Source organism: Streptomyces sp. NPDC000345 (assembly GCF_042898825.1).
Taxonomy (GTDB): Bacteria; Actinomycetota; Actinomycetes; order Streptomycetales; family Streptomycetaceae; genus Streptomyces.
Genome location: NZ_JBIAZE010000004.1, coordinates 287,372 through 300,925 on the forward strand (window position 1 = coordinate 287,372; position 13,554 = coordinate 300,925).

Below are 13,554 nucleotides of genomic sequence, written 5' to 3' on the forward strand. Positions count from 1 at the left end.
CGAAAGCAGCCTCTATCTTGCAGGAACAATCACCGTCGGGGAGAGGTGGGGCATGACCCACGTCGAGGACGAGCTGACCGGCCAGCCCGAGTGCTGGACCCGGGCCGCGAGCGAAGCCGCCCGGTACAAGCGGGAGTTGCCGGTCCCGGGGGAGAGGGTCGCGATCGTCGGCTGCGGCACCTCCTTCTTCATGGCCCAGGCGGCGGCCGCCCTGCGCGAGGACGCGGGACAGGGCGAGACGGACGCCTTCCCCGCCTCCGAGTTCCCCCGCCACCGCCCCTACGACCGGGTCCTCGCCCTCACCCGCTCCGGCACCACCACCGAGGTGCTCGATCTGCTCGCGCGTCTCAGGGGACGCACCCGCACCACCGCCGTCACCGCCGACCCGCACACCCCGGTCGTAGGAGCCGCCGACGAGGTCGTCGTCCTCGGCCACGCCGACGAACTCTCCGTCGTGCAGACCAGGTTCGCGACCACCGCGCTCACCCTGCTGCGCGCCCACCTCGGTCTGCACACCGACGCCGTCGTCGCCGACGCCCGCACCGCGCTCACCGAACCACTGCCCGAAGGCCTGGTGGAATGCGGCCAGTTCACCTTCCTCGGCCGAGGCTGGACGGTGGGGCTGGCGAACGAGGCGGCCCTGAAACTGCGCGAGGCCTCACTGTCCTGGACCGAGGCGTACCCCGCCATGGAGTACCGGCACGGCCCCCTCAGCGTCAGCACCACAGGCACCGCCACCTGGATGATCGGTGAGGCACCCGACGGACTGGCCCCACAGGTGTGCGCAACAGGGGCGTTGTGGGTGCACGGCACGCTCGACCCCCTGGCCGAACTGGTCCGCGCCCAGCGCCTGGCCGTGGCCGTGGCCGCGGCCCGGGGGCTCGACCCGGACCGGCCCCGCCACCTCACCCGCTCCGTGATCCTCTGACCGGACGACCAGGAGCCGCCGTGCCCCTCACCACCACCCGCGCGCTGGTCACCCGTGCCCGCGCGGCCCGCACCGCCGTCGCCGCCTTCAACATCATCACCCTGGAACACGTAGAGGCCGTCCTCACCGGAGCCGAGACCGCCGGCGCGCCCGTCGTCCTCCAGGTCAGCGAGAACGCCGTCAGGTTCCGCCAAGGCCGGCTGCTCCCGCTCGCCCGTGCCGCCGTCACCGCCGCCGAACGGGCCGCCGTACCCGTGGCGTTGCACCTCGACCACGTCCAGAGCGATCCCCTGCTCCGCCAGGCCGCCGACGCCGGCTTCAGCTCGGTGATGTACGACGCCTCCCGGCTGCCGTACACCGAGAACCTCGCCGCGACCCGCGCGGCCGTCGACTGGGCGCACTCCCAAGGCCTCTGGATCGAGGGTGAGTTGGGGGAGATCGGCGGCAAGGGAGCACATGCGCCCGGTGCCCGCACCGACCCCGCGGAGGCATCCGCCTTCGTCGCCCGCTCCGGTGTGGACGCGCTGGCCGTCGCCATCGGCAGCGTCCACGCGATGACCACGCGCACCGCCACCCTCGACCACCGGCTGCTCGCACGCCTCACCGCGGCCGTCGACGTGCCTCTCGTCCTGCACGGCTCGTCCGGGGTCCCCGACGACCAGCTGACCGCCGCCGTCACCGGCGGCATCGCCAAGGTCAACATCGGCACCGCCCTCAACCAGGCCATGACCGGGGCGATCAGGGGGTTCCTGGACGCGCATCCCACGGCGGTCGACCCACGTCGCTATCTCGGCGTGGGACGGGAGGCGATGGCGGGCACGGCGGAGCGGGCCATCCGCCTGATCACCCGCTCCTGACCGCCCTCAGGACCACGAACTTCCGGTCCCCGGCGACCAGTTCGCAGTGGCCGAACAGCCGCTTCAGCTTCACGTGGTAGCCCAGATGCCGGTTGCCCACCACCCATAGCTCGCCGCCCGGCCGCAGCACGCGCCGCGCTCCGCTGAACATCCGCCACGCCGTCGCGTCCGTCGTCGCCTGGTGGGAGTGGAACGGCGGATTGTTCAGCACCACGTCCACGCTGGAGTCCGGTACGCCGGTCAGCCCGTCGCCGACCCGGAACTCGGCGTGTCCCGGCACCCCGTTCGCCTTGTACGTCGCCTCCGCCGAGGCCACCGCCTGGAACGACTCGTCCGTGAACAGCACCTCCGCCTCCGGGTTGGCCAACGCCACCGCCGTACCGACGATGCCGTTGCCGCAGCCCAGGTCGACGACCCTGCGCGTGCCGGACGTCTCCGGCAGGTGCTTCAGGAAGAACCGGGTGCCGATGTCCAGCCGGTCGGCGCAGAACACCCCCGCGTGGTTGACGACCGGACGTCCGGAGAGCGCGCCGACGTCGCCCGGAAGGTCGTAGGAGTACGGCCACGGGCTGGCCGGGCGGTGGAGCGCCGGGTCCGGGGTGCAGAAGACCAGCCGGGCCTTCTGCCGGGCCAGCGAGGTACGGGTCGGGCCCAGGATTCCCTCGAACAGCTTCAGCGTGGAGGTGTGGATCTCCTTCACCATGCCGGTGCCGAGCACGACCGTCCCCGGGTGCACGGCGGGCGCCAGCCGCAGCAGCTGGTCCTCCAGGAGCGCGAGGCTCTTCGGCACCCTGACCAGGAGCACGTCGACCCGTTCGGGCACCGGGTCCTGGGTGGTGAGCAGCCGGACGGAGCCGGTCTCGACACCGGCCCGCGCGAGGTTCGCCCGGGTCGCCTCCTGCCCCAGCCAGGAGTCGGTGATCTGCACCGGGCGGTGCGCCGCGAGCGCCGTGACCAGCGCGCCCCAGCGGTCGCCCAGCACCACCACCGTGCCGGACAGGGGAACGTCCTGCTCGGCGAGGTGGCGGAGCAGGTACACGTCGGCGGCGTCCCAGGCACGCAGCCTGTCGCGCGGATCCTCGGGGAAGCGGGCCAGGGCGACCTCGCCCCACGGCGTCGTCATACGGTCGTTCATGGTGGCCCCAGGCTAGCCGAGCCGCAGATCAGGCCGGGTGCCGGTCCCGAGGGGGAGGATGGGGTCAGGGACGGCGGGCCCCGCGCACGCGGCGGTCCGTCCGGCCCGCCGTACACCAGGGCGCCGCGCGTCCCGCCGGGAGCGGGGCCGAAGGAGCCGGGTCCGGCCGGGCGGGCGGACATGAGCCCGCGGGTCGGCGGCCCGCCCGGCGCCACCCGACGAACGGATCATGGGAGACTCCCCCTCATGAGCGGCAAGGCGGACCCCCGGCCGGCGGGGGAAGGGACCACCTCGAGGGCGCGGTTGGACCGGGGGCGCGGTGCGCTCGGACCCGCGTTGGAGCTCGTGCACACCGGGCGGGCGCCCACCCGCGCGGTGCTCACCGCGGAACTGGGCGTCACCCGTGCCACGGCCGGCGCGGTCGCCGCGGAGCTGGAGGCACTGGGGCTGATCCGGGTGGACGCGCGGCCCGGTGCCGCCGCCGGTGCGCAGGGGCGGCCCTCGCACCGGCTCGACGTCGCGGAGGAGGGCCCGGTCGCCCTGGCCGCACAGGTGCACGCCGACGGGTTCCGGGCCGCGCTGGTCGGCCTCGGCGGGCGGATCGTCGCCACCACGCCCAGCTGCGAGACGGTGGACGCCGACCCGGCGAAGGTGCTCGGCGCCGCCGTGGACGCCGGCGCGGAACTGCTGCGGCGGACCGGCCGCCGGTGTGTGGGCGCGGGGCTCGCCGTACCGTCCGCCGTCGCCGAACCCGAGGGCCTGGCGCTGAACCCCCTGCACCTCGCCTGGCCGGTGGGGGCGCCCGTGCGGGAGGTCTTCGCCGAACGCGTCCGCGCCGCCGGGATCACCGGCCCCGCCCTCGCGGGCAACGACGTCAACCTCGCCGCCCTCGCCGAGCACCGGCACGGTGCCGGACGCGGCGCCCGGGACCTGCTGTGCGTGGCCACCGGACACCGCGGCGTCGGCGGCGCGCTGGTCCTCGACGGCCGTCTGCACACGGGCAGTTCGGGACTCGCCCTCGAAGTCGGCCACCTCACCGTCAACCCCGAGGGCCGCCCCTGCTACTGCGGCAGCCGCGGCTGTCTGGACGTCGAGGCCGACCCGCTGGCGCTGCTGACGACCGCCGGCCGCGAGCCGGGCCCCGAGGGCTCCCTGCTCCACCAGGCCAACGAGCTGATCCGCGAGGAGTACGGCGACCCGGTCGTCCGCACGGCCGCCGAGACCCTGATCGACCGGCTCGGCCTGGGCCTGGCCGGCCTGGTGAACATCCTCAACCCCGACCGCATCATCCTCGGCGGCCTGCACCGCACCCTTCTCGACGCCGACCCCGACCGGCTGCGCGCCGTCGTCGCGGACCGCAGCCTGTGGGGCCGCAGCGGCGGCGTCCCCATCCTCGCCTGCACCCTCGACCACAACAGCCTGGTCGGAGCGGCCGAACTGGCCTGGCAGCCGGTGCTCGACGACCCCCTGGGAGCGCTCGGCGCCGCCTGATCCGAAACCCCCCGTCCTACGAGGGGATCGCCGCTCCGGAACCGGACTCCCGGCGGACGACGTCCTGTTGCGGGCCTCCGACGCGCACCTCGCGCCACAGTCCGTCGGCCCCGGCGGCCGCACCGCGGCCCTCCGGGCTCCGCTGCACGACCTCTCACCACGAGGCGCGACGAGGTGATTCGGCAAGGCCTCGCGGCCGCACGTTCGGCTTCCCTCCCCTGGACGCGCACGTCGTCGGGTTCCAGGCGGCCGGCGAGGGCGTTCCCGGCCGGCTCCAGGTGACCCGGACCGGCCTGCCCGCCGCGGCCCTGGCGAAACGCGCGTCCCCGCCCCGATGCTCAACGGCCGCCAGGCATGGTGGTCGGCCTCGTGGGCGCGGCCTCGCAGTAGGTTGATGTCATGACCGACAGGATCACTGTGAGTGTTCTCGGCACCGGCATCATGGGCGCCGCGATGGCCCGCAACCTCGCCCGCGCCGGACTCGGCGTACGCGCCTGGAACCGCACCCGCGCCAAGGCCGAGCCGCTGACCGCCGACGGCGTCACCGTCACCGACACCCCCGCCGAGGCCGTCGAGGGCGCCGACGTCGTCCTGACCATGCTGTACGACGGTCCCGCCGCCCTGGACGTCCTGCGCGAGGCCGCACCCGCCCTGCGCTCCGGCGTCGCCTGGGTGCAGTCGACGACCGCCGGCCTGGAGGCGATCGCGGACCTGGCCGCCTTCGCCCGCGAGCACGGGCTCGTGTTCTTCGACGCGCCGGTGCTGGGCACCCGCCAGCCCGCCGAGGCCGGGCAGCTGACGGTCCTGGCCGCCGGCCCGGCCGAGCACCGGGACACGGTCGCACCCGTCTTCGACGCGGTCGGCGCACGTACCGTGTGGACCGGGGAGGACGGCGGCGCGGGCAGCGCGACCCGTCTGAAGCTGGTGGCCAACAGCTGGGTCATCGCCGCGACCGCCGCGACCGGCGAGGTGCTCGCCCTCGCCCGCTCCCTGGACGTCGACCCGGAGGCGTTCTTCGGGCTGATCGAAGGCGGCCCGCTCGACATGGGCTATCTGCGCGCCAAGGCCCGGCTGGTCCTCGACGACCGGCTCTCCCCGCCGCAGTTCGCGGTGACGACGGCGGCCAAGGACGCACGGCTCATCGTCGAGGCGGGCCGCAGCAACGGCGTCCGCCTGGACGTGGCGGCCGCGAGCGCGGACCGTCTGGAGCGGGCGGCCGCGCAGGGGCACGGCGACGAGGACATGGCCGCCGCCTATTTCGCCAGCTTCGACGAGAAGCCCTCCGCCTGAACCACGAGGAGACCCCGTGTCCGAGCCCCCGTTCCGGCCCGGGGCCGTCGACCTGCTCGGCCACCCCGCCCCCTGCGTGACGGCGACCCCGCGCTCCGACGGCGCCCCGGCTGCACCCGCACCTGGTGCCTCGGGGCGGATCGAGGCCGAGCGCCGGCACGGCTGGGGCTCGGTGAAGGACGGCGAACAGGGGCCCACCCGAGGACGCGCGCCCGGGCGGCGGCCCGAGCCGTCACGCCCCGACGGCTCGGCGCGGCCGGGTCACCAGTTCGCCCCCGCAGTTGGGGCAGACCGCCCCCAGGGCTTCACCGCACGGCACGCAGAAGGTGCACTCGTAGGAGCAGATCAGGGCAGGCGCGTCGTACGGCAGGGCGGCCGTCGTACAGCGCTCGCATCGGTCGCGCATCTCCAGGGCCATGGTCGCACCACTCCTCACCAGCGGTTCTGTCCGTCGGCACATATCCTTCCCGGCCACCCGGCCGTCGACAGGGCGCGCACGGGACAAGGTCCGACACGATCGGGCCACCGCCCGTGCCCGGCCCTCAGCGCCACTGCGTACCGAAGGCGCGCGCCGGGTTCTCCGTCAGGATCCGGGTCACCGGCTCCTCGCCCACGGCGAGCACCAGCCGCTGCCGGAGCCGGCCCAGCAGATACGGCATCCCGGGGCCGCCGCCGACGCCCCGGGCGGCCGGGATCGTGGTGTCACCGCCCAGCAGCAGCCGGTCGCCGAACCCGGCCTCCACCAGGTCCCGCACGGCGTCCGGCATCCGCCAGTCGGTGGCGTGGTGGGTGCGGGACGGCCCGTCGAAGGCCAGATAGGCACCCTGCTGCGCCACCTGACGGTGCGTCACGCCGTCGGGGGAGCGGTTGAGGTGACCGATGATCACCCGGTGCGGCGGTACGCCCAGCTCCCCGCACAGCAGGTCGAGCACGTCGAGCGCGGCGGTGCCGAGCTCCAGGTGGACGGCGACGGGCGCGCCGGTCGCATGGTGCGCCTCGGCCGCCGCGGTCATCGTCCAGCGGGTGTGCGCCCCGATGCCGTGGAAGTCGCCCGCGACCTTGACGAACCCGGCACGCACCCCCGACGTGCCGATGCCCCGGGTCAGTTCGGCCACGAACACCTCGGCGAGCCGTCCGCGCAGTCCGTCGAGCGTCGCCTCGTCGTAGTGCGCGCCCTGGTGCAGCCCGGTCGCGGCCACCACGTGGACCCCGGCCTCCTCCGACAGCCGGGGCAGATCGGCGGCGCGCCGCCCGAGACCGTACGGCGTCCACTGCGCCACGGCGGTCCCGCCCAGCCCGCGGAACGCCGCCAGTTCGGCCCGCGCGTCGTGCGGGCTGCGCAGCTCCTGGCCGGCCAGCAGGGGAGTGCTGAGAAAGAGATGGTCGTGGGCGTCGCACACACCGAGGAGCTCGGGGGGTATGTCCCCGAGCACCGTCCGTACGGCCGTCACCACTGACGGCCCCGCGGCAGGGCGGCCCGCCCCGGCGCCGACAGGTGCAGCACCTGGAACAGGTCCCCGTCGGCCTTCGGAGTGTCGTGCTCCCACAGTGAGAAGTGCACGGTCTCCCAGCGACCGGTGTCCACGGCGGCCGCCGCGACCACCGCCCCGTCCTCCCGCGCCAGCCGCCCGGCCTCCGCCACCGCTTCCCCGGCGGCTTCGCCGAGCACCACCCCGTCCGGCACCGGCCGCCGCAGCCGTACGGCGAACCGGGCGGCGGAATCGGCGGCGACCCCTTCCTCGTACGCCAGACCGGTCCACTGCCGCGCGGCCGGCCGTCCGAAGTCCTCGCTCAGCCCCTGGAAGCCGCCGCCCCAGAGGAAGGCGTTCATGCCCTCCACGGTGTTCCAGAGGTAGAACGGCGCGTACTGGTTGACCGGCGAGCCGTGCGTCCCGCGCTCCCGCAGCAGGTACGCCTTCAGGCCCAGGCCCGCCCAGTCGTCGAGGAGGTGCCCGACGCGGGACACGCGCGCGTGGACGATGCCCGTGTCGTAGTCGGCGGGCAGGGTCAGCTCGTACTGCATGGCGTGCACCGGGCCTCCTCAGGCGGTGGGGTGGTCGTGCGGGTCGACGAGCGCGTCCCAGTCGGTGGTCGTGCCGTCCTCCGCGGCCTCGACGACCGCGAGATGGGTCATGAAGGTGCGCGGTCCGGCGCCGTGCCAGTGGCGCTCGCCCGGTTCGATCCACACGGTGTCACCCGCCCGGACCGGCTCCACCGCGCCGCCCTCGCGCTGCACCAGCCCCTCGCCCTCCAGGACGTGCAGTACCTGGCCGTGCGGATGCCGGTGCCAGGCGGTGCGCGCGCCCGGCGCGAAGTGGACGTTGAACATCCGCAGCCGGGACGGGGCGGCAGGGGCGGCGATCTCGTCGAGCCAGACCGTGCCGGTGAAGTTCTCCGGCGGGCCCTGCAGGGTGTCGGGACGCTGTCGGGTGATGTGCACGGGGGCTCCTAGGGGCGGGGGGAGAGGAGTGCGAGCAGTCCCCGCACTCCCGCGTCGAAGGCGGCGGGGGAACCGGAGGCCCGGGCCAGGACGTACCCGCCCTGCACGGTCGCGACGATCGTCGCGGCGATCTCCTCGCCGTCCAGCCCGGGTGCGAACTGGCCCTGTTCCCGGCCTTCTTCGACGAGGTGGGCGAGCCGTTCCCGGAGCCAGTCGATCGTCTCGTCGACCGGTTCGCGCAGCTCGTCGCTCGCGATGACGTCCGGGTCCATCGTCAGCCGGCCGACCGGGCAGCCGCGCAGCACGTCACGCTCGCGCGTGAGATACGCCCGGATGCGGTCGTAGGGGGTGCCCGGCCCGTCGAGCACCGCCGCGGCGGTGGCCCGCATCTCCTCGGCCGTCCGCCGGATCGCGGCCAGGGCGAGATCCGGCTTGCCCTTGAAGTGGTGGTACATGCTGCCCTGCCCGGCGCCCGCACGCTCCAGGATCGCCTTGGGGCTGGTGCCCACGTATCCGCGCTCCCACAGCAGCTCCCGGGTGGACTCGATCAGTCGCTCCGACGTGCTCATGAAGCGACTGTACATACTAGTAGTTACAGAAGTCGAGTCCGCGAAGCCCCTTGCCACCCGCTCGAACGGGTCGCGTCGGCTTTCGACGAGAGGAGCACCCGGCGCACGCGCGCGTACTCCCCGCGAGGTACACGCACCGCCGCTGGCCGTACGACGACCCGGACCCCCTCCCGGCGGGACGCTCGAGGCATCGCACCCACGAGAGCCTCACCGAGGAGATGACCCGAGATGAACACCCTGGCGCACTGGGACGGCGGCGGCCCCGGCCCCTGGATCCTGTTCCTCCCGCTGATCTGGGCGGCCGTCGTCGTCGGCGTCGTCACGCTGCTGCGCGGCACCGCGTGGCGCGGCCCCCGCGGTGTCCGCACCGCCGTGGAGCGTCCCGCCGCCGACTCCCCCCTCGCCGTCCTCGGCCGGCGCTTCGCCTCCGGCGAGATAGACGAGGACGAGTACTGGCGCCGACTGTCCGTGCTGGACGAGGAGTTCGGCCGCAGGGGCGGCCCGGCATGACGCCCCCGACCGCCCCCGACCGCCCGTCGGCGCTCGTCCCGCGCACTCGGGCCGCCGGCGGTCGTGAGGTCGGGCCCGCTCGCGGCCGCGGTCCACGGCTCGCCGGGAGGTGGTCCGGGTCGGCCCGCGGCCCGGCGCGACGGCCCGCCGGACGTGCTGCGGGCCATCGCGGCCGGGCGACCCCGACGGGGTCTCACCGGCGGGTCACCGCCCGGTCAGCCGACGACGGCGGACCGGGCGGGGGCAGGGGCGGGCCGGTGCGCATCGACGGAGACGACCTCCGCGAACCGCGGCGCGACCTGTTCGCGGGGTGTGCGGCGCGGCGGACGCGCCGACCTCTCCGGGGCGGCGGCACGCGCGGGCAGCGTGAACCAGACGACCTTGCCGGACTCGCCGTCCGGCCGCGCGCCCCAGCTCTCGCTCACCGCGGCCACCATGGCGAGCCCGCGCCCGCAGGTGGACAGCGCCGCGGTGGTCCTGACGTCTCCCACCACCGGGAGCCGCGGATCGTGGTCGCGTACGGAGACGGTGAGCCGGTCGAGCAGCAGCTCCATCTCCACGACGCACATCTTGTCGGGCTGGGCGTGCAGGTGGACGTTGGTCAACAGCTCCGTCACACCGAGCGCGGCCCGGTCTATGAGGGCGTCCAGATGCCAGTAGCGCAACTGCGCCGATACGATTCTGCGGACCTGGCCGATCCGCGACGGCAGGGCTTGGAGCTCCACCGTGCAGTGCCTGCTTGGGTTGCTGATCACGGCTGCGACTCCCCGACTGAGGTCCGGAAGAACACGGAGTTCGGATCGAACGAGCAGAGCTGCTGCGCAAGGCGGCCGCCTGCTGCGGTGGCCGGCGGGCTGGTTCGCAGCGTTATCGCCGGTAAACCCAGAGTGACGTGAGAACAGCGTGACTCAGGGGGTCCGCCTGCGCAACTCGCGGTGGTTCAGCGGTGACGGCCCGCGGCCTTCCGTACGGCCTCGACGAACCGGCGCGCCGCGGGCGGCCCGGCCTCGCCCGGCGCGGGGTCGTGATCCCCCAGCGTCAGCAGATATCGGTTGCCGTTGAGGTCGGCCAGCGCCCGGTCCTCCGGGACGAACCACGGCTTGGAGGCGCGGACCGCCTGCACCGGCGCGCTGTCGATCTCGCTGCCGTAGCTGGTGAGCAGCTCCAGCCTGCCCCCGCTGATCCGGACCTGCCCGGCCCGGGTGAGCGAACGCAGTCTCTTCCCGATCCGCACGCCCGTCGCCGTGAACTCCGGCTCCGCCATGCCTCCCCGCCCCCTTGCGGTCACACTCGTGTGAGCGAAATCGTGGTGTCCGTGGCCCAGTGTGCGCCCCCGTCCGGGGTCCGCCTCACGTCCAGGGCTGCCCGCCCCGTCCCGGAGCTCCGCCCCGCCCGGTGCAGTCTGCCCGCGCCCGGCGTCGAGCACCAGTACGTATGACACGCCGGTGCGGGTCTTCAGGAGCACTCGCGCGAATGCGCCCCCCATGTGCGCGTGTCCGCTCCCCAGGACCGCCTTTGAGGCCCCCAAAGTGGTGTTTATGCAGGTGAGAAGCGGTGCGCAAGGTGCTTATGATCGGTGTGCCGACCGCGCCGGACGCCCTCGGCGTGAAGCGTGTAAGGAGCTCCTGCCGTGACCACCCCCCAGCAGACCCGGCCCGGCGCCACCCTCGACGTCGACCGCAGCGACGCCTTCTACCGCGACTGGCTGAAAGAAGCCGTCCGCAAGGTCCAGGCCGACGCCAACCGCTCGGCCGACACCCATCTGCTGCGCTTCCCGCTCCCGGACAGCTGGGGCATCGACCTCTACCTCAAGGACGAGTCGACCCACCCCACCGGCAGCCTCAAGCACCGCCTCGCCCGCTCGCTGTTCCTCTACGCCCTGTGCAATGGCTGGATCCGGCCGGACCGCCCCGTGATCGAGGCGTCCAGCGGCTCGACGGCCGTGTCCGAGGCGTACTTCGCCAAGCTGATCGGCGTGCCCTTCATCGCGGTCATGCCGCGCACGACGAGCGCGGAGAAGATCCGCCTCATCGAGTTCCACGGCGGCCGGTGCCACTTCGTCGACGACCCGCGCACGATGTACGAGGAGTCGGCCCGCCTCGCGGCGGACACCGGCGGCCACTACATGGACCAGTTCACCTACGCCGAACGGGCCACGGACTGGCGCGGGAACAACAACATCGCCGAATCCATCTTCCGCCAGCTGGAGTTGGAGCGGTTCCCGGAGCCCGCATGGATCGTCGCCACGGCCGGCACCGGCGGCACCTCGGCGACCCTCGCCCGCTACGTCCACTACACCCAGCGCGACACGCGCATCTGCGTCGCCGACCCCGAGAACTCCTGTTTCTTCGAGGGCTGGACCACCGGCGATCCGGACGTCACCTGCGACTGCGGCTCGCGCATCGAGGGCATCGGCCGGCCGCGCATGGAGCCGAGTTTCGTGCCGGGCGCCGTCGACCGGATGATGAAGGTCCCGGACGCGGCCAGCGTGGCGGCCGTACGGGCCCTGGAGCAGGCGATCGGCCGCAAGGCGGGCGGCTCCACGGGCACCGGACTGTGGAGCGCCCTCAAACTCGCCGCCGAGATGGTCGCCGACGGCCGGCGCGGCAGCGTGGTCACCCTGCTGTGCGACCCCGGCGACCGCTACCTCGACAAGTACTACTCCGACACCTGGCTGGCCGCACAGGGCCTGGACATCGCCCCCTACACGGCCGCGCTCAAGTCGCTGCTGACGACCGGCGTGTGGCCGGAGTGAGCCCGGCGGGACCGCCGCGCCACGCGGGGCCGTGGCCTCCTACGACGGTGTGGTGAGCCGCCGGTCCAGCCGGGTCACCGCGTCCCGGAAGGAGCGCCCCAGCCCCGGCCTCGCCAGCCGCAGCGCACCCCGCACCGGCGCGGGCCCGTCCGCGGCGAACGTCCAGCGCACCCGGGTCCCGGCCCCGGCCGGAGCGAGTCGCCACTCCTCGACCAGGGCCCGGACCCCCGGCGCGTTGGTGACGTCCACCCGGTAGGCGTACACCTCCGGCTCCTTCGCCGCGAGCACCGTCTCCCGGAACCGGGCACCGCCCCACAGCCGTACGTCCCGCCCCGCCCCTTCGTCCAGCGGCACGGCGGAGGTGACGGCGGGGAACCACTCGGCCCAGCCGGAGACGTCCGAGGCCAGCGCGTGGAAGACCCGTTCCGGCGAGGCGGAGACCTCCCGCGAGAAGACCAGCCGCACGGGAGCGGTCCTCACGAAGTCGAGCCCTTCGGCACGCAGACGACGAACCATGGCGACGCCAACCCCCTCGCTCGACGGTTGCGTCACCCTAGCCGTCACCCCGTCAGATGTCTTCCCCCGCGTCGTCCTCCCCGGCCACCACCAGCCGGCGCAGATGTTCGGAGATCTCCGCGCGGGCCGCGCCGGGCAGTCCGGAGTCCGTGACCAGGGTGTCGACCTGCTCCAGGGCCGCGAACGAACTCAGGCCCACTACACCCCACTTGGTGTGGTCGGCGACGACCACGACCCGGCGCGCCGACTGCACGAGGCGCCGGTTGGTCTCGGCCTCCGCCAGGTTCGGCGTCGACAGGCCCGCCTCGGCCGATATCCCGTGCACACCGAGGAAGAGCAGGTCGAAGTGGAGCGCCGCGATGGCCTGGTCGGCGACCGGTCCCACCAGTGAGTCGGACGGGGTGCGCACCCCGCCGGTCAGCACGACCGTGGCCGCGCCCTGCCGGGGGCCCGAGGTGCGCTGCGCCATGTGGAAGACGTCGGCCACCCGCACCGAGTTCGTCACCACGGTCAGGTCCTGCACCTCCACCAGCTGGTGCGCCAGCGCGTACGTCGTCGTACCGCCCGACAGCGCGATCGCGCTGCCCGGGGAGACCAGCTCCGCGGCGGCCCGCGCGATGTCCTCCTTGGCGGTCAGCTCCAGACCCGACTTCGCCTCGAAACCCGGCTCGTGCGTGCTCGCCTCGACCACCGGGACCGCGCCGCCGTGCACCTTCTCCAGCATGCCCTGCCGGGCCAGCGCGTCCAGATCGCGGCGGACCGTCATGTCCGACACGCCGAGCTTCCGGGTCAGCTCGTTGACCCGGACACCGCCCCGGCGACGAACCTCGTCCAGGATCAGGGCGCGGCGCTGCTCCGCGAGGAGGTTCTGATTCTCGCTCACGTACGCTCCGGTCCTTTCCTCAAACGGGTCGACAGGCCCGCTCACCTGCTGAGACGAGAGTATTCTTCCCGGCCGCGGTGCGTGGGCGTCCCATCCTCGCACGACCGGCCCCGCAGTGTGCCATCACCCCGACGCGTGCATGCCATCGACGGTTCATGCTCTCCGCCGGTCACACGGACG

General features: G+C 73.9%; 16 protein-coding genes. 6 read left to right on the plus strand and 10 right to left on the minus strand.

Annotated features, from left to right (window positions below; genetic code table 11):
• The first annotated feature begins 52 nt into the window (after window positions 1–52).
• Both ACFY30_RS11570 and ACFY30_RS11575 read left to right on the plus strand, forming a co-directional pair.
• Complete coding sequence (locus ACFY30_RS11570; RefSeq protein ID WP_390844988.1) at window positions 53–928, plus strand: SIS domain-containing protein; 876 nt, start codon at window positions 53–55, stop codon at window positions 926–928.
• A gap of 20 nt (window positions 929–948) precedes the next feature.
• Window positions 949–1,785 (plus strand): ketose-bisphosphate aldolase, encoded by an 837-nt coding sequence (locus ACFY30_RS11575; RefSeq protein WP_390844989.1) that lies wholly within the window; start codon window positions 949–951, stop codon window positions 1,783–1,785.
• Here the strand turns inward: ACFY30_RS11575 and ACFY30_RS11580 are convergent.
• Entirely contained in the window at window positions 1,772–2,908 is a 1,137-nt protein-coding gene (locus ACFY30_RS11580; protein ID WP_390845276.1) for a methyltransferase, read from the minus strand. The genes ACFY30_RS11575 and ACFY30_RS11580 overlap by 14 nt on opposite strands.
• A 258-nt stretch (window positions 2,909–3,166) precedes the next feature.
• Between ACFY30_RS11580 and ACFY30_RS11585 the strand changes: the two genes are divergently transcribed.
• Together ACFY30_RS11585 and ACFY30_RS11590 are read left to right on the plus strand one after the other, a co-directional pair.
• Window positions 3,167–4,411 carry an ROK family protein gene (locus ACFY30_RS11585; protein WP_390844990.1) on the plus strand — a complete coding sequence of 415 codons (1,245 nt, stop codon included), beginning with the start codon at window positions 3,167–3,169 and terminating at the stop codon, window positions 4,409–4,411.
• A gap of 399 nt (window positions 4,412–4,810) precedes the next feature.
• Complete coding sequence (locus tag ACFY30_RS11590; protein WP_390844991.1) at window positions 4,811–5,701, plus strand: NAD(P)-dependent oxidoreductase; 891 nt, start codon at window positions 4,811–4,813, stop codon at window positions 5,699–5,701.
• 232 nt (window positions 5,702–5,933) lie between these two features.
• Here ACFY30_RS11590 and ACFY30_RS11595 read toward each other — a convergent pair whose 3' ends face one another.
• The 5 genes from ACFY30_RS11595 to ACFY30_RS11615 form a co-directional block, all read right to left on the minus strand.
• Window positions 5,934–6,119, minus strand: a complete 186-nt coding sequence (locus ACFY30_RS11595; protein ID WP_390844993.1) for a DUF1272 domain-containing protein — start codon at window positions 6,117–6,119, stop codon at window positions 5,934–5,936.
• 124 nt (window positions 6,120–6,243) lie between these two features.
• A complete protein-coding gene (locus tag ACFY30_RS11600; RefSeq protein WP_390844994.1) occupies window positions 6,244–7,152 on the minus strand; it encodes a phosphotriesterase in 909 nt (302 codons plus the stop codon).
• Window positions 7,149–7,733 carry a DUF4865 family protein gene (locus ACFY30_RS11605; RefSeq protein ID WP_390844995.1) on the minus strand — a complete coding sequence of 195 codons (585 nt, stop codon included), beginning with the start codon at window positions 7,731–7,733 and terminating at the stop codon, window positions 7,149–7,151. The genes ACFY30_RS11600 and ACFY30_RS11605 overlap by 4 nt, the downstream gene beginning before the upstream one ends.
• Before the next feature lie 9 nt (window positions 7,734–7,742).
• A complete protein-coding gene (locus ACFY30_RS11610) occupies window positions 7,743–8,141 on the minus strand; it encodes a cupin domain-containing protein (RefSeq protein WP_390844996.1) in 399 nt (132 codons plus the stop codon).
• Window positions 8,142–8,149: 8 nt separating this feature from the next.
• Window positions 8,150–8,710, minus strand: coding sequence for a TetR/AcrR family transcriptional regulator (locus tag ACFY30_RS11615; protein ID WP_390844997.1), 561 nt, complete (start codon window positions 8,708–8,710; stop codon window positions 8,150–8,152).
• A 228-nt stretch (window positions 8,711–8,938) separates the two neighbouring features.
• On the opposite strand from ACFY30_RS11615, the gene ACFY30_RS11620 reads away from it, so the two are divergent.
• Window positions 8,939–9,220 (plus strand): SHOCT domain-containing protein, encoded by a 282-nt coding sequence (locus tag ACFY30_RS11620; protein WP_390844998.1) that lies wholly within the window; start codon window positions 8,939–8,941, stop codon window positions 9,218–9,220.
• Between the two features lie 215 nt (window positions 9,221–9,435).
• Here the strand turns inward: ACFY30_RS11620 and ACFY30_RS11625 are convergent, their stop codons facing one another.
• Both ACFY30_RS11625 and ACFY30_RS11630 read right to left on the minus strand, forming a co-directional pair.
• Entirely contained in the window at window positions 9,436–9,975 is a 540-nt protein-coding gene (locus ACFY30_RS11625) for an ATP-binding protein (RefSeq protein ID WP_390844999.1), read from the minus strand.
• 185 nt (window positions 9,976–10,160) lie between these two features.
• Window positions 10,161–10,484, minus strand: coding sequence for a hypothetical protein (locus ACFY30_RS11630; RefSeq protein ID WP_390845000.1), 324 nt, complete (start codon window positions 10,482–10,484; stop codon window positions 10,161–10,163).
• 366 nt (window positions 10,485–10,850) lie between these two features.
• Here ACFY30_RS11630 and ACFY30_RS11635 point away from each other — a divergent pair, with 366 nt between their 5' ends.
• Window positions 10,851–11,975: a PLP-dependent cysteine synthase family protein gene (locus ACFY30_RS11635; protein WP_390845001.1), complete on the plus strand. Its 1,125-nt coding sequence runs from the start codon at window positions 10,851–10,853 to the stop codon at window positions 11,973–11,975.
• Window positions 11,976–12,014: 39 nt separating this feature from the next.
• Here ACFY30_RS11635 and ACFY30_RS11640 read toward each other — a convergent pair whose 3' ends face one another.
• On the minus strand, window positions 12,015–12,491 hold the full coding sequence (locus ACFY30_RS11640) for an SRPBCC family protein (protein WP_390845002.1): 477 nt from the start codon (window positions 12,489–12,491) through the stop codon (window positions 12,015–12,017).
• Between the two features lie 52 nt (window positions 12,492–12,543).
• A complete protein-coding gene (locus tag ACFY30_RS11645) occupies window positions 12,544–13,374 on the minus strand; it encodes a DeoR/GlpR family DNA-binding transcription regulator (RefSeq protein ID WP_390845003.1) in 831 nt (276 codons plus the stop codon).
• Between the last annotated feature and the right edge of the window lie 180 nt (window positions 13,375–13,554).

Coding starts and splice junctions, on each gene's coding strand:
- ACFY30_RS11640 (WP_390845002.1), bottom strand. CDS start 12,491: ATGGTTCGTCGTCTGCGTGCCGAAGGGCTCGACTTCGTGAGGACCGCT.
- ACFY30_RS11580 (WP_390845276.1), bottom strand. CDS start 2,908: ATGACGACGCCGTGGGGCGAGGTCGCCCTGGCCCGCTTCCCCGAGGAT.
- ACFY30_RS11630 (WP_390845000.1), bottom strand. CDS start 10,484: ATGGCGGAGCCGGAGTTCACGGCGACGGGCGTGCGGATCGGGAAGAGA.
- ACFY30_RS11585 (WP_390844990.1), top strand. CDS start 3,167: ATGAGCGGCAAGGCGGACCCCCGGCCGGCGGGGGAAGGGACCACCTCG.
- ACFY30_RS11620 (WP_390844998.1), top strand. CDS start 8,939: ATGAACACCCTGGCGCACTGGGACGGCGGCGGCCCCGGCCCCTGGATC.
- ACFY30_RS11570 (WP_390844988.1), top strand. CDS start 53: ATGACCCACGTCGAGGACGAGCTGACCGGCCAGCCCGAGTGCTGGACC.
- ACFY30_RS11590 (WP_390844991.1), top strand. CDS start 4,811: ATGACCGACAGGATCACTGTGAGTGTTCTCGGCACCGGCATCATGGGC.
- ACFY30_RS11615 (WP_390844997.1), bottom strand. CDS start 8,710: ATGAGCACGTCGGAGCGACTGATCGAGTCCACCCGGGAGCTGCTGTGG.
- ACFY30_RS11595 (WP_390844993.1), bottom strand. CDS start 6,119: ATGGCCCTGGAGATGCGCGACCGATGCGAGCGCTGTACGACGGCCGCC.